Origin of the sequence: Frondihabitans sp. PAMC 28766, assembly GCF_001577365.1 — a bacterium.
In the GTDB taxonomy this organism is placed as follows: domain Bacteria; phylum Actinomycetota; class Actinomycetes; order Actinomycetales; family Microbacteriaceae; genus Frondihabitans.
The window spans coordinates 1,777,360-1,795,898 of sequence record NZ_CP014513.1; the positions used below are offsets into that span (position 1 = coordinate 1,777,360).

Below are 18,539 nucleotides of genomic sequence, written 5' to 3' on the forward strand. Positions count from 1 at the left end.
TGCCAGGCCCGCTCGCGCCCGCAGGGAAGGGGCGAACGGCCTGGCTAGCAGAGCACGCAACCCGATTCGCGCTCTGCCGGTTGAAGCGATGGGGCGGGAGGGGTGCCCGCCCCCATCGAGTCCGGTGTGTCGGGCCGGCGATGATGCGTGCCGGTCGGGATGAATCCAGCGTACATGAAATGTCACATTCCCACAAGCCCGAATCGACAGGAAGGGCCCGCGGGTCTGAAAGACTGGTGCCCATGCCCACCTCCGTCAATCCCTCCCGCGGCATGCGCGACTTCCTGCCGGCCGACAAGCGTCGCCGCGACCTCGTGCTCGACGTGATCCGGTCGACCTACCGCTCGTTCGGCTTCGACGAGATCGAGACCCCCGTGGTCGAAGACAGCTCGCGCCTTCACGCGGGCCTCGGCGGCGACAACGAGAAGCTGGCGTTCGCCATCATGAAGCGCGCACTGAGCATCGACGACCTGAAAGAAGCCGAGGCTCCGCTCGACCTGGCCGACCTCGGCCTCCGCTTCGATCTGACCGTGCCGCTGGCCCGCTTCTACGCGAGCCACCGGGCCGAGCTGCCGACGGTGTTCCGTTCCATCCAGATCGCTCCCGTCTGGCGGGCCGAGAAGCCGCAGAAGGGCCGCTACCGCCAGTTCGTGCAGTGCGACATCGACATCATCGGCGAGCCCGGGGCGATGGCCGAGATCGAGCTCCTGAACGCGACGTCGGCTGTGCTCGACCGGTTGGGGCTGGAAGGCACCACGATCCGCATCAACGACCGTCGCATCCTGCTGTCTCTGCTCTCGCACTGGCGGGTGCCGCTCGAGCGCTTCGACCACGCCCTCGTGGTCATCGACAAGCTCGACAAGATCGGGTCGACGGCGTCGTGGGCGAGCTGGCCGAGATCGACGTGCCGACGGAGGGCATCGCCGAGCAGCTGCGGCAGCTCGAGGCGGCCGACTGGTCGGTCGGCGAGGCTGGCGACGCCGGCGAGGTACCCGCGTGGCTCGACGCCGAGGCCTTCGCCGATCTCGTCGCGCTGCGCGACGCCCTGCCCGACGCGCGGCTCGAGTTCTCGCCGACCCTGGTGCGCGGCATGGGCTACTACACGGGCACGATCTTCGAGGTCGCGCACCCCGACTTCGGCTACTCGCTCGGGGGCGGCGGGCGCTACGACGGCATGATCGGCCGATTCCTGGGCCAGGACGTGCCCGCGGCCGGCTTCTCGCTCGGCTTCGAGCGGCTCGTCGACCTCGTGACCCTCGAGGCGCAGGATCACGGGGGCCTCGCCGTGATCTACGACCGCGGTCTCGACCCGGTCGATCTCGTCCGGCTGCAGGGCGAACTCGTCGCCGACGGCCGCCGGGTGCGCCTCGAGCGTCGCGCGAAGAACTTCTCGAACCAGCTCTCGACCCTGGCGGGGGCGGGCTACACGCACTTCGCGGCCGTCCGCGACTCCGGCGTCGCAGCCGGCGCCCTCGAGATCCGCGAGCTCTCCTAGCGGGTCCGCCTCAAGATCGTGACGAGCCCTGTGGACAACTCATTTCCCGTTCACCTCGGTGACTAGGATTGACGCGGGCTCCGGCCCACACTGACAGACGATCTGAGGAGTAATCCGTGGCAGCAATCGACGCCGTAGGCGCTCGCGAAATCCTCGACTCGCGGGGCAACCCGACGGTCGAGGTCGAAGTCCTTCTCGACGACGGCGTCGTCGCGCGGGCTGCTGTGCCCTCGGGCGCATCGACCGGCGCATTCGAGGCGTACGAGCTGCGCGACGGCGACAAGGCGCGCTACCAGGGCAAGGGCGTGCTGAAGGCCGTCGCTGCCGTGATCGACGAGATCGGCCCCGAGATCGAGGGCCTCGACGCCACCGATCAGCGCGTCATCGACAAGGCGATGATCGACCTCGACGGCACCGAGAACAAGAAGCGCCTCGGCGCCAACGCCATCCTCGGCGTCTCGCTCGCCGTCGCCCGCGCCGCGGCCGACTCGGCCGACCTGCCGCTGTTCCGCTACATCGGCGGCCCCAACGCGCACACGCTGCCCGTGCCGATGATGAACGTCATCAACGGCGGCTCGCACGCCGACAGCAACGTCGACATCCAGGAGTTCATGATCCTGCCGATCGGCGCCTCCTCGTTCTCCGAGGCGCTGCGCTGGGGCACCGAGACCTACCACGTGCTGAAGAGCGAGCTGAAGTCGAAGGGGCTGTCGACGGGTCTCGGTGACGAGGGCGGCTTCGCGCCGAACCTGGACAGCAACCGCGCGGCTCTCGACCTGCTCGTCGAAGCCATCACCAAGGCCGGCTTCACGCCGGGCAAGGACATCGCGCTCGGCCTCGACGTCGCGTCGAGCGAGTTCTTCGAGAACGGCTCGTACACCTTCGAGGGCGGCACGAAGTCGGCCGAGCAGATGTCTGCCTACTACGAAGAGCTCGTCGCGGCCTACCCGCTCGTCACCATCGAAGACCCGCTCGACGAAGACGACTGGGAGGGCTGGGCGCACCTCACGAGCGTCATCGGCTCGAAGACCCAGATCGTCGGCGACGACCTGTTCGTCACCAACCCGACCCGTCTCGCCAAGGGCATCGAGAACGGCGCCGCCAACGCGCTGCTCGTCAAGGTCAACCAGATCGGCACGCTGACCGAGACCCTCGACGCCGTGGCCCTCGCCCAGCGCTCCGGCTACAAGACCGTCATGTCGCACCGTTCGGGCGAGACCGAAGACACCACCATCTCCGACCTCGCGGTCGCGACCGACGGCGGGCAGATCAAGACTGGTGCCCCGGCCCGCTCCGAGCGCGTCGCGAAGTACAACCAGTTGCTCCGCATCGAGGAAGAGCTCGGCGAGGCGGCCGTTTATGCCGGCCGCTCCGCCTTCCCGCGTTTCCAGAGCTAGCCGCTCGTCGCACTCGCTGCACCCGAAGGCCCGTTCCGCACCGCGGGGCGGGCCTTCGGCGTTCGCGCGCGCGTCTGCTCCTCCCCCTTGCGAGATGATTCTGCGTGCGTCACTCGGCGATCCCCGGCGAGACCCGCGTGGTTTCACGGCGGGCCCTCTGCACGCTCTCAGGCGCCAGGTGAAAAAACTCCTCGAAATTGAGAGGAGGGCACGTCGCGCCGCCCTCGCGCGCACCGGTCGCCTATCGTCAGAACATGGCGAGCAGCGACGACACGAGCGACAAGGGCGAGAGCCAGGGGCGCACCCGCCGCGTGCCGGTCAGTCTCCCCACCATGGAAAGCGCCGCCGGCGGCTGGTTGCGGGCGTCGCGGTTCTCCGGCTTCAGCCTGCTGATGCTCATCATCATCGTGCTGTTCGTGATCGTGCTCGCCCCGAGCCTTCGCACGCTCATCCAGCAGCAGCAGCAGATCTCGTCGCTGCAATCGCAGGTACAGAAGCAGAAGAGCGACGTCGGCGACCTCAAGAGCGACGTCGCCCGCTGGAACGACCCCGCCTACATCGAAGCGCAGGCCCGCGACCGGCTCCTCTACGTCTACCCGGGCGAATACAGCTACCTCGTGATGGACCCGACCGCCTCGTCGGGCACCACCGCGACCACGACGCCGCAGGGCTCGCAGATCAGCAAGACCATTCAGACGCCGAAGGTCGACTGGGTGCAGGCGATGACCTCGTCCGTGCTCGACGCCGGCCTCACGAACCAGCCGGCGTCGAAGCTCGTCGCACCCGACATCTCGGGCGCGACCAAGCCGTCGGGCACCAGCACTCCGGCCGTCGGCACCTCGGGCACGGGCAAGTAGGCCGAGGCCTGTGGGGCCGGTATCGTAGAGGGCTCATGAGCACGCCACCCTTCGCCCCCGTCACCGAGCACGACGTCCGCGTCGTGACCGCTCAGCTCGGGCGGCCTGCGCGCGACGTGATCGGCATCGCGGCGCGCTGCATCTGTGGCAACCCGACGGTCGTGTCGACCAAACCGCGGCTCGCCGACGGCACGCCCTTCCCGACGCTCTACTATCTGTGCCACCCGGCGGCGACCGCTGCGATCTCCACCCTCGAGGCGAACGGCGTCATGGCCGAGTTCACCGAGATTCTGGCATCCGACGACGCTCTCCGGCTGCAGTACCACGCCGCTCACGACGCCTACCTCGCCGACCGCGAGAGCATCGAGCACGTGGCCGAGATCGCCCACGTCACGGCGGGCGGGATGCCCGAGCGGGTGAAGTGCCTGCACGCGCTGGCGGGCCACGCGCTCGCCGCAGGCCCTGGCGTCAACCCGTTCGGCGACCTGGCGCTGGCTCGTGCCGCGTGGGATCCTGCGGTCTGCTCGTGCGTCGACTACGGTCTCGACACCGCACCCGACGCCAGCACGACCGCAATCGCACGGTCCGAGGGCTGACGCCCGTGCGTCGCCCCGTCGCCCTGCTTGCCTTCGCGGCCGTGCTCGCGATCGTGCTGCTGCAGGGCGGGGTGCTCGGCGCCGAGCGGGCCTCGGCCGACGACATCCGCAGCCGCGAGTACTGGCTGCAGAGCTACGGAATCCAGCAGGCCTGGTCGACGACCGAGGGCAAGGGCGTCACGGTGGCCGTGATCGACACGGGCGTCGACGGCAGCGTGCCCGAGCTGCAGGGCGTGGTCACCGGCGGCACGGACTTCTCGGGTCACGGGTCGGCCAACGGCGAGACGCCGATCGACGAGGACTCGTCGCACGGTACCCTCGTCGGCTCGATGCTCGCCGGGCGCGGCACCGGGCCCGACAGCGGTGTGATCGGCGTCGCCCCCGAGGCGAACCTGCTCTCGATCTCGGTCGGCTTCGGCGCGACTGCCGTCGACCCCGACGACCAGATCGCCAAGGCTGTCGTTTGGGCCGTCGATCACGGCGCGAGGGTAATCAACATGTCGCTCACGCGCAACACGCTCGACTGGCCGCCCAGCTGGGACAAGGCGTTCCTCTATGCCGCCCAGCACGACGTCGTGGTCGTCGCGGCCGCCGGCAACCGCGGGTCTGGCACCGACGAGGTGGGCGCACCTGCCACGATGCCGGGGGTGCTGGCGGTCGCCGGCGTCGACCAGAACGGCAACGCGAGCTACGACGCGTCGAGCCAGGGCATCACGATCGGCGTTGCGGCGCCGAGCGAGGGCCTCGTCGGGGCGGGCCCCGGCGGGCAGTACCTGCTGTGGCAGGGCACGAGCGGTGCGGCCCCGATCGTGTCCGGCATCGCCGCGCTCGTCATCGCCGCGCATCCCGGCATCTCGGCCGACGATGTCATCCAGCGGATCATCTCGACGGCGACGCCCAAAGGATCGCCCGTGCCCGGGCCGATCTACGGGCACGGCCTGGTCAATGCGCAGGCCGCGGTCACGGCGAAGGTCGCGCACGTGACGACCGACCCGCTGGGCAGCCTCTCCGACTGGATCCGGCTGCACCGTCGCGCCGCCGCGCCCGTTCAGCCGACGGCGTCGCCCGTGCCCTCCGTGCCGGTGACGGCGACGCCGACGACAGCTGTCGCGAATAGGAACGGAAACGCCGGAGGCCTTCCGACAGTCGAGTCCCTGCGTTCCACCGGCATACCCATAGCGGTTTATTCTGTATTCGGAGTCAGTCTCATCGTCGTCGTCATCGGGGCCGCACGACAGTTCAGAAGGCTGCGAAGCAGACGCTAGCCTGTTCACCGTCCACACCTACCAAGGAGTCATCCCTCGTGCCCAAAATCCTGATCGTCGGCGGCGGCTACGCCGGCTTCTACACCGCCTGGAAGCTCGAGAAATGGCTCCGCAAGGGCGAGGCCGACGTCACCGTCGTCGACCCGCTGCCCTACATGACCTACCAGCCCTTCTTGCCCGAGGTCGCCGCCGGCTCGATCGAGCCCCGCCACGCGGTCGTCTCGCTGCGTCGCCACCTCAAGCGCACGAACGTCGTCACCGCCAAGGTCACCCAGGTCGACCACGCCACCAAGACGGCGACGATCACGCCCGAGGTCGGCCCCGAGTGGACGATGGAGTACGACCAGATCGTCATGACGGCCGGTGCCGTCTCGCGCACCTTCCCGATCCCGGGTGTCGCCGACGAGGCCATCGGCCTCAAGACCATCGAAGAGGCCGTTGCCATCCGCGACATCCTCCTCACCAACTTCCAGAAGGCAGCCAATCTCGAGGCCGGCCCCGAGCGCGACCGCCTGCTGACGACCATCGTCGTCGGCGGTGGCTTCGCCGGCATCGAGATCTTCGCCGAGTTGCGTAGCTTCGCCACCGACCTGCTGAAGAACTACCCCGGCCTCACCATCGACGACACCCACTTCCACCTCGTCGAGGCGATGGGCAGGATCATGCCCGAGGTCACCCTCGAGACCAGCCACTGGGTGCTCAAGAACCTCGCTGAGCGCCAGGCCATCGTGCACCTCGACACCCAGCTGCAGTCCGCCGTCGGCGGCAAGGTCGAGCTGTCGAGCGGCGAGTCGTACGAGTCCGACCTCATCATCTGGACGGCCGGCGTCATGGCCAACCCCGTCGTTCGCAACACCGACTTCCCCATCGAGGCTCGCGGGCGGATCTCCGTGCAGCCCGACCTCCGCATCGTCGACGAAGACGGCACTGTCGTGCCCGACGCGTGGGCCTGCGGCGACGTCGCGGCCACGCCCGACCTCACCGGCGCCGGCGTCGGTGGCTTCTGCGTGCCCAACGCGCAGCACGCCGTCCGCATGGGCAAGCAGCTCGCCAAGAACATCACGGCGACCCTCCGCGGCGAGAACACGAAGGACTACCGCCACGACAACCTCGGCGCCGTTGCGGGCCTCGGCCTCGGCATCGGCGTCTTCCAGAGCGGCAAGTTCGCGCTCAAGGGCTTCCCGGCCTGGGCCGCGCACCGCGGTTACCACGGCATGGCGATGCCGTCGTACGAGCGCAAGATCCGCGTCGTGACCGGCTGGGCGAACAACATGCTTCTCGGCCGCGACATCGCGTCGCTCGACAACATCACGCGCCCGCGTGCCGCGTTCGAAGAGTTCGCATCGCGCCCGAAGCCCGCTGTCGCCGAGGCCACTCCGGCCGCGCCCGCTGCCGCGACGCCCGCGGCTGCTCCTGCCACCGCACCGTCGATCGGCCAGCCTGCTGGCGAGCCCGGGCCGGCGTACGGCAACCCGGCCGACGGCGAGACGAAGGCCGAGCCGGCTGCGGCCGCGGCTCCCGCCGCTCCCGCCGCGAAGAAGGCGCCGGCGCGGAAGCCTGCGGCGAAGAAGGCCCCGGCTGCTGCGTCTGTCGACGCCGAGAAGGCTCCTGCTGCCGAGTAGCTCGCACCCAGGCCGGGCCATGGCGCCCGAATGCGACAAGGCACCGCGTTTTCACGTGGTGCTTTGTCGCATTCGGGCGCGATGCTCGGCTCTCGCCCGCGATTCGGACTCGGCACCGCAGCGTGCCGCGGCGCGATGTCCAGCCTGCGGGCATGCCCATGAGCGCCTGACCAGGATCGGGACGCTGCGCCAGGATCGGGACGCCGCGCCACGATCCGGATCCTTTCGCCCGCGATCGGGACACCGAACCACGGCATCCTGTGGTTCGTCGTCAGGATCGCAGGCTCTCAGCGGCTGGCGCGCGCCTGTTCAGTACGCTGGACGGCATGCCCCCGTAGCCCAATTGGCAGAGGCAGGCGACTTAAAATCGCCACAGTCAGGGTTCGAACCCCTGCGGGGGTACTCGCCGCGACGGGCCGCACGGGCCGCCCGAGCACGCTAGAAGGTGCCGGCGTTGGCCCGCAGGCGCGCGATCCGGTCGGGCAGCGGCGGGTGCGTCGAGAAGATGCGCGACAGGAAGCCGGGGCGCATCGGGTCGCTGATCCACAGGTGCGCCATCGACGAGTTCTGCTGCTGCACGGGGCGACCGTAGGCGCCGAGCTTCTCGAGCGCGCGGGCGAGTCCCTCGGGGTAGCGCGTGGTGAGCGCGCCGGTGGCATCGGCGAGGTACTCGCGCTGGCGCGAGACGGCCGCCTGGACGCCTGCCGCGGCGAGCGGCGCGACGACCATGGCGGCGATGCCGACGACCAGCATGATCGGGTTGCCCGAGCCGCCGCCGTTGTTGTCGTTGTCGCGCCGGTTGCCGCCGAACATCGCGCCGAAGAACGACATCCGCAGCATGATGTCGGCGAGGAAGCCCACGGCGACGACGAGCCCGAAGACGATCGTCGAGACGCGGATGTCGTAGTTCTTGACGTGGCCCATCTCGTGCGCCATGACGCCCTGCAGCTCGGTGTCATCCATGATCGCCAGAAGGCCCGTCGTCGCGGCCACCACGGCGTGGTTCGGGTCGCGACCGGTCGCGAACGCGTTGGGCGCCGGATCCTGCACCACGTAGACCTCGGGCATGGGCACGCCCATCGTGATCGAGAGGTTCTCGACTGTGCGCCAGAGCCGCGGCTCGGTCGACGCGTCGATGCGGACGCCGTGGCTCATCGCGATCGCCTGGCGCGACGCGAAGAAATACTGCACGAGTGCGTAGAGGGCGGCGATCACGAGCACGGTGAAACCGATCGACGGGTTGCCCCAGATCGCGCTGGCGGCGAACCCGAGGGCGCCGATGATGATGAGGAAGACCAGGACGATCAGGACGGTGTTGACCTTGTTCCGGGAGATGGCGCTGTACATGAGAGCGTCCTTCCGAGGTGGTTCGCGGCGCTAGAACTGCACGCGAGGCGGTTCGGCGATGGCCGACGGCTCGGACACCTCGAAGAAGTCGCGGTTGGTGAAGCCAAGGCGCTTGGCGAACATCGTGTTGGGGAAGACCTGGGTCTTGGTGTTGAACTCGCGCACGCCGCCGTTGTAGAAGCGCCTGGCGCCCTGGATCTTGTCTTCGCTGTCGACGAGCTCCGACTGCAACTGCAGAAAGTTCTGGCTCGCCTGCAGTTGTGGGTAGGCCTCGGCCACGGCGAAGATGCTCTTGAGCGACTGCTGCATGTGCGTCTCGGCGGTGGCGGCCTCGGCCGGCGTCGAGGCGCTCAGGGTCTCGGCTCGCGCCTTCGTGACGCTCTCGAAGACCCCGGACTCGTGCGTCGCGTAGCCCTTGACGGTGTTGATGATGTTGGGGATCAAGTCGCCACGGCGCTTCAATTGCACCGTGATGTCGCTCCATGCTTCATCGACTCGCACCTTGCGGGTCACCAGCGAGTTGTAGGTGGCCCAGAACCAGATGGCGATGACGATGAGCAGCAGGACGACGATGCCTACCGCGATGAGAATGCCTACGAGGGCGGAATCCATTGACGAATGCTCCTTGTTGATCCGGAATCACTATAAAGGGACCTCCCTGAACCTCTGCGAGGGCTGGGCATTCTCTGAGGTAACTCACGCCACGCCGTGCAGGAGACGCGGCTCCGGGCGGCTGACGATTTACGCACTGTTCGCGCGATCATCCGCCAGGCGGATTGACTTGTACCCCGAGTCTTGGCTTACTGGGTGATAGTGCTCACCAACACGACCCCCAGCTTTCGACGCTCCGCGGCCGCCGGCCTCGGAGCGCTCGTGATCGCGCTCGGAGTGTTCCTCGGCGGAGCCCCGGCGTCGGCCGCCCCGGCGTCGGCCGCCCCCGCGTCGGCCACCCCGGCGTCGGCCGGGCCGAGCGCGCCGCCCGCGGCTCAGGCCCCGGCAGCGAAGCTGACGATCGCGGTGGACGACTCCGCGTCGGCGGCGGGCAGGGCTTCCGGCACGGGTGCAGCAGGCGACTCGCTTCGCGTGCTCGACCCCCTGCATCCTGCGTCGTCGCTCTGCACCACCGTCGTCGCGAGCGACGGTTCGTGGTCGTGCCCGGTGGCCCTCACCAGCGGTGCGAACCAGAAGCTGACCGTGCGCGACACGACCGACACGTCGTTGGCCGACGTGCCGTCGGCGCCGTTCTCGGTGCTGACCGAGCCCGTCATCACGTCGCCCTCCGGTATCGCCGTCGGCGCCGGCGTCTCCGGCACGGGTTTCGCCGGGGCGACGGTCACACTCTCGGTGAGCGGCACGGGCAGCACGTCGGGCACGACGGCGACGGTGCCCGCCACCGTGTCGTCGGGCGGAGCCTGGCGCGCGATCCTGCCGGCCTCGTCCGTGCCGTCGGGCGCCTACAGCGTCTCGGCCGTGCAGCGGTCGACGGCTGTGCCCGCCGTCCCGGTGTCGGGCGCCTCGAAATCGGTCTCGATCGTCGTCGATCGCACCGCGCCCTCAGCCCCTGTCGTCCTGTCTCCGACCGCTGGCAGCACCGTGCGCGCCCAGCCCTTCACCTTCCGCGGCACCGGCGAGACCGGCGCCACCGTGACGACCTACATCGACAGCAACCCGGTGTGCACCGCCGTCGTGAGGTCGGGGCGCTGGAGCTGCTCGACCGCCGGCCTCCTGATCCCCGCCGGCACGTTCACGGTTCAGGCGGGCCAGCGCGACGTCGCCGGCGACTACGGGCCGGCGAGCCCCGTCGCGAAGGTCACGTTCGCCTCGGCCGCAACCTCGACACCGAGCCCCCCGCCGACGTCCGGCCAACCGAACCCCTCGCAGCCGAGCACGCCTCAGCCGTCGCACTCCTCCGGGTCGGCCGCGCCCCCGAGTTCGGGCGGCACGGGCGGGTCCGGTGGCTCGGACGGCTCGGCGAGCGGTGGCTCCGGTGGCGGCTCGGCGGGCAGTGGCGGCGCGGGCGGCTCCAGCGGCTCAGGATCCGGCGGCTCGGCCGGCCAAGCGGGTGGCGGCTCGCCAGGCGGCGTGAGCAGCCTCGAGTCGGCGGCTGCGGCGTCGTGGACGGCCCCCACCGGCTTCGGCCACGACCTCCCGACTCTGAGTCAGGGTGTCTCGGGCACCGCCTGGCTGTGGGCCCTGATCATCGGCCTGGCCTTCGCCCTGCTCGTCATCGCACCCATTCGCCTGGCAGCCACAGCACTGAGCGGTCGCCTCGCCCTGCGGGCACGCCGCCTGACGGGCCGCAACCGCGTGGGCGCCGACCGCGACGACAGCCCGCTGCTGCCGAAACCCGTCGCCTTCGCCGCGACCGTCGTGGGTGGAGCCGTGCTCGTGGCGCTCGGGTTCGGCGTCGACGACCAACTTCGCTACGTGCGTCTCGTCTTCGCGATCGCCCTCGGGCTCGTCGCGGTGAACGGCCTCGGCATCGTGCTGCCCACGCTCGTGCTCGGCCGCCGTCTCGGCCTGCGGCTGCGGTTCGGCGTCTCGGGCCGCTTGCTCGTCGTGGCCGCGGTCGCCTGTGTGATCACGCGGGTCTTCGACCTCGACCCGCCGCTCGTACTCGGTGTGCTCGTCGTGGCGGGCCTGGTCGACAACGCCGGCCGCGCTCTTGACGAGATCGGCGACGTGAGGCGGGGTGGCATCCTCGCGACCGTCCAGCTCGGGTCGCTCGCACTGGTGTCGTTCGCCGCCTGGGTCGGGCACGGCCTGCTTCCGGCCAGCAGCGGCAGCTTCGGTGTCGAGGTCGTGCGCGAGTCGCTGGCCACCGGCGCCCTCGCCGGGCTCGGCTCGCTGATCGTGCTGCTGCTGCCGCTCGGTCGGCTGCCCGGCAGGGCCCTGTGGTCGTGGTCGAAGTCGACCCTGATCGGCGTCGGCATCGTCGGGGCGGCTCTCGCGACCGTCGTCTACGCGGCGTCGCCCGGCGAGGCGTTCCCGGTGCTGCCGCTCGTCGTCGTCGGCGTGGTCTTCGCCGTGGCCAGCGTCACCGCGTGGGTCTGGGTGCGCTACGTCGAGCCGGGTGTCGACGACCTGGTCTGACCGTCGGCACGCGCCTGGGCTCGGCCCTCGGCGTTCGGCACTGCGGCCTTCGGCACTGCGGACTTCGGCCCTGCGGCACGGCGTCCTCAGACCATGGCGCCGAGCGAGGGCGCTGCTGCCGCAGCCGCGCGCTTCGCAGCCGCGGCCTGGAGCCCCTTGGCGTACGACTCGACCGACGAGCCGTAGCCGCCCGCCAGAGCCTTCGCTTCGATCTTCTTCAGCTCGGCGACCCGCTGCGTGCGGTCCATGCCCTTCAGCGACTTGAGGTCGGTCTTCAGTGCGGTAGGCGCCGACTTCCAGGCTGCCTCGGCCTTGGTCGCGATGCCTTGGATCTCGGTGCCGTAGCCGCCGGACAGGGCCTTGGTCTCGATCGCCTCGACAGCCTGGCGGCGATCGGCGCCCTTCTTGCCCTTGAGGGCCTTGAGGTCGGTCTTCAGCGCTGTGGGCAGCTTGCCGACGAGCTGGCGGAGACCTGCGGGGTTCAGCGCCCGGAAGGGCACGTCGAGCGCGACCTTCGCCTTGGGCGTCGCCGGCGTGGCGGTCGACGAGGCGGTGGGGGTGGTGGTGGGCGTCGCGGCGTTGGCCGCGGTGACGCCGACGACCGAGGCGCCGGCGACGAGTGCGCAGCTCGTGGCGGCGACCGTGACGAAGCGGGCGGTGGTCGAGAGGGGGCGGAACGACATCATGGGGGTCTCCTGCATTTCGGGTGCGCCGTCCATCGGCGCCGAGACCATCGTGCGAGAGCTCTGTCGGTACAGCGTCAGGCGGATGTTCGGATCGTGTAAAGCCGCGGGGGTTGCGAGGCACATCCGCTTGAATGGGGTCATGAGCGACAGCCGCGGCCTCGTCGTGGTGGTCGAGGACGAGCCGGCCATCGCCGACATCGAACGCATCTACCTGGTCGACGCGGGCTTCACCGTGCACGTCTCCCGCGACGGCGAGAGCGGGCTCGACGCGATCCGCCGCCTGCGACCGGTCGCCGCGATCATCGACATCGGCCTCCCGGCGATGGACGGCATCGAGCTGTGCCGCACTCTGCGCGACGCCGACGACTGGACGCCGATCGTATTCGTCACCGCCCGCGACTCCGAGGTCGATCGCATCCTGGGGCTCGAGCTCGGTGCCGACGACTACGTGACCAAGCCCTTCTCGGCCCGTGAGCTCGCATCCCGTGTCAAAGGACTCGTTCGTCGCAGCGCTCTCGGCGGCCGGTCGGCGATGCTCGAGCTCGGTGAGCTGCGCCTCGATCAGCGCGAGCGTCGTGTGACGGTCGGCGGCGCCCCCGTCGAGCTGACGGCGACCGAATTCGATCTGCTGGCCCATCTCATGGCGAGCCCCGGCCAGGTGTTCGCCCGCAGCCAGCTGCTGTCGGCGGTCTGGGGCGTGGCAGACTACCGGGGCAGCCGCACCGTCGACGTGCACGTCGCTCAGCTGCGGTCGAAGCTCGGCGAGGCGTTCGGGCTGCGGACGATCCGGGGCGTGGGCTACGCGCTCGACGCTCCGGCGGCAGGACGCTGACGTGGCCCGTCGTCGCTCGTCGCTCGCGTCCCGCATCGTGCTCGCCACCGTCAGCGTCGCCCTCCTCGCCGCGGTCGCGACCGGTGTCGTGGCCTTCCAGCTCGTGCGCCAGGTCGCGGTGGCGCAGACGCGCGACGTGCTGCGGTCGACGATCCAGGTCGTGGCGGCGGCGCCGATCGACGATCGCGCCGCTCTCGTGCGGAACCTCGACCGAAGCCACGTCCGCGGCATCCGGGTCGTGCTCGTCGGGGCGGCAGGGCGACTCACCCCCGCATCAGGAGCCGGCGTCCCCGCCTCGGCCTTCACCCGACTCGCCCGCAACGGCGCGGTCTCCGAGCGCGACACCGCGAACGGCCGCTCCCTGCTCGTCGAGGGTGTGACGATCTCGGGCTCGCAGGCGGTGGTCGCAACACAAGACTTCTCCCTCGTGCAGTCGGCGAACCGGCGCCTCGTCGCACGTCTCGCGATCGCCGTGGCGCTCGGTGTCGTCGTCGCCGTGGGCGTCGGCATCCTGGTGGCTCGTCTCGTCTCGCGGCCCCTCCGTCGCGCGGCCGCGTCGGCACGAGAGCTCGCCGGCGGCCGCCGCGGTGTGGTCGCGGCCCGCCGAGCATCCGGAGATGACGAGACCAGGATCGCCGAGGTGGCCGACATCGAGCAGGCCCTCGCTTCGCTCGACGCCGCGCTGGCCTCCTCGGAGGGGCGCCAGCACGAGTTCCTGCTCTCCATCTCGCACGAGATCCGCACGCCGCTGACCGCGATCCGGGGTTACGCCGACGCTCTGGCCGACGGCCTGGTGCCCGAGGCGGCACTGCCCACGATCGGCCGCACGCTCGTGGCCGAGACCGGGCGGCTCGAGGCCTTCACGCGCGACCTGCTCGAGCTGGCGCGTCTCGAAGCCGACGACTTCGCGATCCGGCCCGAACCCCTCGATCTCGTGACAGTCGTCGTGTCGTCGGCGACCGCCTGGGGGCTCGCGCCGATGCCCTCTCGGTGCGCATCGACGTGCACGCGCCCGCGCCCACCCCCGTCACGACCGACCCGATGCGGGTCCGGCAACTCGTCGACGGCCTGCTCGAGAACGCTCTGCGCGCCTCGCCGGCCGGCACCGTCGTCTCTGTCTCCGTCGGCGTCGCGCAGGCGCAGGATGCCACGGCGCAGCGCGCGCAGATCACCGTCAGCGACCAGGGCCCCGGCCTCACCCCCGGCGACACGGCCGATGCGTTCGAGCGCGGCGCCCTCCGCGACCGCTACAGCGGCGACCGGCCCGTCGGCACCGGCCTCGGCCTCTCGATCGCCGCGCGGCTCGTGCGGCGCCTCGGCGGCACGATCGCAGCCGGCCAGGCGCCCGGCGGCGGCGCGGCGTTCACCGTAGAGCTTCCGGTCTCGCCCGCCGGTGGCTAGCTCGGCTCGTCGCCGGCCTCGGGAAAATGGCTCTCGAGGTGGGATCGCAGTGCCGCGCTGAGCTCCTCGTCATCGTCTGCCGCCGAGGCGCTCGGCAGACCGGCCATGAACGTCGTCGTGATGAGCGCCCTCCCTTTCGGATACTGACGATGGTGCTGCCACGCACACGATCGCGACACAGAACCACGATATTGCGTGGTTCGGCGTCGCGATCGTGGGTGAATCCGTCCAGATCGCGGTGCGGCGTCCCGATCCTGGGCTGGAACGGCCTCGGCGGCCGCATAACGTGCGGCCGGGCGGCGCTACAGCGCCCGCACGCCCGCCGCGAGAGCCGGCGCGAGGTCGCCGCGGTCGACGACCTCGACCGCGCCGAGGCCCTGCCACGCAGCCGTTCGACCCAGAAGCGCCGCGAGGCGCTCGACGTCGACGCGCTGCCCCTCCTCGTGCCAGGCGGCCTGGACGCGCAGGATGCCGGCCTGCCGATCGCTCTTGAGGTCTACCCGCCCGACGAGGGCGTCGTCCTGCAGCACGGGCAGCACGTAGTAGCCGAAGACGCGCTTCGGCTGCGGCGTGTAGATCTCGATGCGGTAGTGGAACCCGAACATCCGCTCGGCCCGCGACCGCTCCCACACGATGGGGTCGAATGGCGACAGCAGCGCGTCGGCCTGGATGCGGCGCGGCAGCTTGGCATCGCGGTGCACGAATGTCGGCCGCTTCCAGCCGGGCACCTCGACGCGTTCGATCTCGCCCGCTTCGTCGAGGTCGCGGAGGGCGGCGGTCGCATCGACGGTCTTGAGACGGAAGTAGTCGGCGAGGTCGGAGACCGTGCCGATGCCGTGCGCCTTGGCCGCGTGCAGCATGAGCTCTCTGTGCGCGTCGGCCCGCGAGATCGTCGTGTCGAGCACGGAGGCGGGCAGGATCTGCTCGGGCAGCCCGTAGGTGCGCTCGAACCGCGTGCGCCCGGCGCTGACCACTCGGCCGGTGCGGAACAGCACCTCCAGCCCGCGCTTGACGTCGCTCCAACCCCACCAGGGCCCCTGTCGCACGTTCGACTCGTGTTCGATGGCGCTGGCCTGCAGAGGCCCCGAGGCGCGCAACTCGGCCAGCAGCCACTCCAGCATCGGGCCGTTCGCCGAGGCCCACGTGTCGGCGTCGGAGGTGTAGTAGTCGCGGTACTCCGCCATCTTCCACCGCCAGAGGGGCCAGGATGCCACGGGCAGGAATGCGGCCTCGTGCGCCCAGTACTCGGTGTAGCGGCCGCTAGCCGCGAACGTGAGCCGGTCGAGCAGGGTGCGGTCGTACGCCCCCAGCCGCGCGAAGAGCGGCAGGTAGTGGCTCCGCTCGAAGACGTTGACCGAGTCGATCTGGACGAGCCCGAGGCGGTCGATCATGAGGTTGAGCTGCCGCGTGGCAGGGACGGGCCCGCCCGCGCCGTCGGAGCCGAGGCCGCCCGTGCCGAACCCCTGCGCGGCCAACGCGATGCGACGAGCCTGGGCGGGGGAGACGAGAGGCTTGACCACGACTCCGACCCTAACGACCCCCACCGTCATCACGCGTCGGCGTCGCCCTAGACTGGCGGGATGGAGCGCCCCACCGACCGTGCCCTGCCCGTGGGCATGCAGATCGCGGGCGCCTGGGCGTGGCGCATCCTCGCCATCGCCGGGGTCATCGCGCTCTTCCTGCTGATCGTCTCCGAGCTGCAGATGATCGTGATCCCGCTGATGGTCGCGATCCTGATCTCGGCGCTTCTCGTGCCCGGGGCCGCCTTCCTCCAGCGACACGGATGGCCGAAATGGGTCGCGATCGTCGTCGTGATCCTGGTGGTGCTCGGCATCCTCGCGGGGCTCGGCTTCCTGGTGGTGACGCAGATCGTCGACGAGCTGCCAGAGCTGCGGCACCGCACGTTCCACGCCTACACCGACGTCCGCGGCTTCCTCACGGTCGAGCCGTTCCACTTCTCCAACACGCAGCTGAACGGCTACTTCCACGACGGGGTCAAGGCCCTGCAGACCGACACGAACGGGCTGCTCGCCGGCGCGCTCTCGCTCGGCTCGTCGTTCGGCCACTTCTTCACGGGGCTGCTGCTCACCGTCTTCGGCACAATCATCCTGCTCATCGACGGCAGGTCGGTCTGGCGCTGGACGGTGCGGCTCTTCCCGAAGCGCGCCCGATCCGCGATCGACGGGGCCGGGCAGGCAGGCTGGGTGACGCTGACGAACTTCGTCAAGGTGCAGATCTTCGTCGCCCTGGTCAACTCGGTCGGCATCGGCGTGATCGCCGGGATCCTGCACATCCCGCTCGCCTTCCCGATCGCCGTCGTCGTCTTCCTGGGCTCGTTCATCCCGATCATCGGATCGATCGTGACCGGCATCATCGCCGTCTTCGTCGCGCTGGTCTACAACGGCTGGGTCGTCGCGCTGATCATGCTCGCCGGCGTGCTGTTCATCCACCTGCTCGAGAGCCAGGTGCTGCAGCCGCTCGTCATGGGCAACGCCGTCCGGGTGCATCCCCTCGCCGTCGTGTTCGCCGTCGCCGGTGGGGCCCTCGTCGCCGGGATCGCCGGCGCCCTGTTCGCCGTGCCCGTGGTGGCGACCCTGAACACGATGGTCAACCACATCGCGAAGGGTGGTTGGAGGCCGCCTCCCAGCGTCGACGACGACCATGACCCCCTCGACGCAACCCCTCCGAAAGGCACCGCCGATGTCTGATCTCACCCTTGCCGGGCCGACGCTCGCGCAGTTCCACGAAGCCCGCGAGCGGGTGTCGCGGGTCGCCCACGTCACGCCGATGGAGAGCTCGAAGTTCTTGTCGGAGGTGCTCGGTTCGCCGGTCTACCTCAAGTGCGAGAACCTGCAGCGCACCGGGTCGTACAAGATCCGCGGGGCCTACAACCGGCTGTCGCTGCTGACCGACGACGAGCGGGCGCACGGGGTCGTCGCGGCCTCGGCCGGCAACCACGCGCAGGGTGTCGCTCTCGCTGCCCGCGAGCTGGGCATCACGGCGACGATCTTCATGCCGGTGGGCGTCGCTCTGCCCAAGCTGCAGGCCACCCGCGACTACGGTGCCCAGGTCGTGCTGAGCGGCCATTCGGTCGAAGACGCCCTGCGGGCCGCGAAAGAGTTCAGCGACTCGACGGCTGCGGTCTTCATCCCACCCTACGACCACCCCGACGTGATCGCCGGCCAGGGCACCCTCGGCCTCGAGATCCTCGACCAGGTGCCCGACGTCGAGACGATCGTCATGGCGATCGGCGGCGGCGGCCTGATCTCGGGCGTCGCCAGCGCCGTCACGCAGACGCGCGCCCGGACGGGGGGCGGCATCAGGATCATCGGGGTGCAGGCTGCGAACTCGGCCCCCTACGCGCTGTCGATGAAACTCGGCGCGCTCACGGCCGTCGAGCCCACGCCGACGATCGCCGACGGGATCGCCGTCGCGAAGCCCGGCATCCTGAACTTCGAGATCGTTCGCCAGGTGGTCGACGAGGTCGTGACGGTCGGCGACGACGACACCGCCCGGGCGATCCTGGTGCTGCTCGAGCGCGCCAAGCAGGTCGTCGAGCCGGCCGGCGCCGTCGGCGTCGCGGCCATTCTGACCGAGCAGGTGCAGGCCCTCGGCAAGACGGTCGTCGTGCTGTCGGGCGGCAACATCGACCCGCTGATGATGGAGCGAGTCATCAGCCGCGGCCTCGCCGCCTCTGAGCGCTACCTGCACTTCAGGGTGATGCTGCCGGATCGCCCGGGGCAGCTCGCTCGCGTGTCGGAGATCATCTCGGAGGTGAACGCCAACGTGGTCGAGGTGTTGCACACCCGACACGGCCGGGGCCTGCAGATCAGTGAGGTCGAACTCGAGCTGAGCGTCGAGACCCGTGGGCCGGAGCACGCCGACCAGGTGATGGAGCGACTGCGCGAGAACGGGTTCGAGCCCGTCCCCGCGCAGTCCTGAGCCTGT

Annotated in this window: 14 protein-coding genes, 1 tRNA gene and 2 pseudogenes; 13 read left to right on the top strand and 4 right to left on the bottom strand. The window is 70.2% G+C overall.

The genetic code is table 11. The features are described from left to right. The first annotated feature begins 242 nt into the window (after positions 1–242). From hisS to AX769_RS08695, 7 genes and pseudogenes are all read left to right on the top strand, one after another. Positions 243–1,495 (top strand): annotated as a pseudogene (hisS, locus tag AX769_RS08665) (histidine--tRNA ligase). A 116-nt stretch (positions 1,496–1,611) separates the two neighbouring features. Continuing rightward, positions 1,612–2,892: a phosphopyruvate hydratase gene (gene eno / locus AX769_RS08670; RefSeq protein ID WP_066278249.1), complete on the top strand. Its 1,281-nt coding sequence runs from the start codon at positions 1,612–1,614 to the stop codon at positions 2,890–2,892. A 254-nt stretch (positions 2,893–3,146) separates the two neighbouring features. Then, positions 3,147–3,749: a septum formation initiator family protein gene (locus AX769_RS08675; protein ID WP_066278252.1), complete on the top strand. Its 603-nt coding sequence runs from the start codon at positions 3,147–3,149 to the stop codon at positions 3,747–3,749. A 35-nt stretch (positions 3,750–3,784) separates the two neighbouring features. Then, on the top strand, positions 3,785–4,345 hold the full coding sequence (locus AX769_RS08680; RefSeq protein ID WP_066278253.1) for a DUF501 domain-containing protein: 561 nt from the start codon (positions 3,785–3,787) through the stop codon (positions 4,343–4,345). Positions 4,346–4,350: 5 nt separating this feature from the next. Beyond that, positions 4,351–5,610, top strand: a complete 1,260-nt coding sequence (locus tag AX769_RS08685) for a S8 family serine peptidase (protein ID WP_157887527.1) — start codon at positions 4,351–4,353, stop codon at positions 5,608–5,610. 38 nt (positions 5,611–5,648) lie between these two features. Then, positions 5,649–7,232 (top strand): NAD(P)/FAD-dependent oxidoreductase, encoded by a 1,584-nt coding sequence (locus tag AX769_RS08690; RefSeq protein ID WP_066278254.1) that lies wholly within the window; start codon positions 5,649–5,651, stop codon positions 7,230–7,232. A 328-nt stretch (positions 7,233–7,560) separates the two neighbouring features. Next, positions 7,561–7,634 (top strand) — tRNA-Leu (locus AX769_RS08695). Positions 7,635–7,670: 36 nt separating this feature from the next. On the opposite strand, the gene AX769_RS08700 is transcribed toward AX769_RS08695, so the two are convergent. After that, positions 7,671–8,579 carry a M48 family metalloprotease gene (locus AX769_RS08700; RefSeq protein WP_066278257.1) on the bottom strand — a complete coding sequence of 303 codons (909 nt, stop codon included), beginning with the start codon at positions 8,577–8,579 and terminating at the stop codon, positions 7,671–7,673. Between the two features lie 30 nt (positions 8,580–8,609). Further along, entirely contained in the window at positions 8,610–9,191 is a 582-nt protein-coding gene (locus AX769_RS08705; RefSeq protein WP_066278260.1) for a LemA family protein, read from the bottom strand. 201 nt (positions 9,192–9,392) lie between these two features. Between AX769_RS08705 and AX769_RS08710 the strand changes: the two genes are divergently transcribed. Then, entirely contained in the window at positions 9,393–11,672 is a 2,280-nt protein-coding gene (locus AX769_RS08710) for a hypothetical protein (RefSeq protein WP_066278262.1), read from the top strand. A gap of 86 nt (positions 11,673–11,758) precedes the next feature. On the opposite strand, the gene AX769_RS08715 is transcribed toward AX769_RS08710, so the two are convergent. Next, positions 11,759–12,499 carry a hypothetical protein gene (locus AX769_RS08715; protein WP_157887528.1) on the bottom strand — a complete coding sequence of 247 codons (741 nt, stop codon included), beginning with the start codon at positions 12,497–12,499 and terminating at the stop codon, positions 11,759–11,761. Between AX769_RS08715 and AX769_RS08720 the strand changes: the two genes are divergently transcribed. From AX769_RS08720 to AX769_RS25960, 3 genes and pseudogenes are all read left to right on the top strand, one after another. Continuing rightward, positions 12,498–13,190 (top strand): response regulator transcription factor, encoded by a 693-nt coding sequence (locus tag AX769_RS08720; protein ID WP_066278265.1) that lies wholly within the window; start codon positions 12,498–12,500, stop codon positions 13,188–13,190. The genes AX769_RS08715 and AX769_RS08720 overlap by 2 nt on opposite strands. A gap of 640 nt (positions 13,191–13,830) precedes the next feature. Beyond that, a pseudogene (locus AX769_RS25955) lies at positions 13,831–14,028 on the top strand (histidine kinase dimerization/phospho-acceptor domain-containing protein); the annotation flags it as partial. 203 nt (positions 14,029–14,231) lie between these two features. Next, complete coding sequence (locus tag AX769_RS25960; RefSeq protein WP_369824094.1) at positions 14,232–14,591, top strand: sensor histidine kinase; 360 nt, start codon at positions 14,232–14,234, stop codon at positions 14,589–14,591. Between the two features lie 302 nt (positions 14,592–14,893). Here AX769_RS25960 and AX769_RS08730 read toward each other — a convergent pair whose 3' ends face one another. Continuing rightward, positions 14,894–16,111 (bottom strand): winged helix-turn-helix domain-containing protein, encoded by a 1,218-nt coding sequence (locus AX769_RS08730; RefSeq protein WP_239451984.1) that lies wholly within the window; start codon positions 16,109–16,111, stop codon positions 14,894–14,896. A gap of 60 nt (positions 16,112–16,171) precedes the next feature. Between AX769_RS08730 and AX769_RS08735 the strand changes: the two genes are divergently transcribed. Next, positions 16,172–17,299: an AI-2E family transporter gene (locus tag AX769_RS08735; protein WP_239451985.1), complete on the top strand. Its 1,128-nt coding sequence runs from the start codon at positions 16,172–16,174 to the stop codon at positions 17,297–17,299. Then, a complete protein-coding gene (gene ilvA / locus AX769_RS08740; RefSeq protein ID WP_066278274.1) occupies positions 17,292–18,533 on the top strand; it encodes a threonine ammonia-lyase in 1,242 nt (413 codons plus the stop codon). The genes AX769_RS08735 and ilvA overlap by 8 nt, the downstream gene beginning before the upstream one ends. Positions 18,534–18,539: the final 6 nt, after the last annotated feature.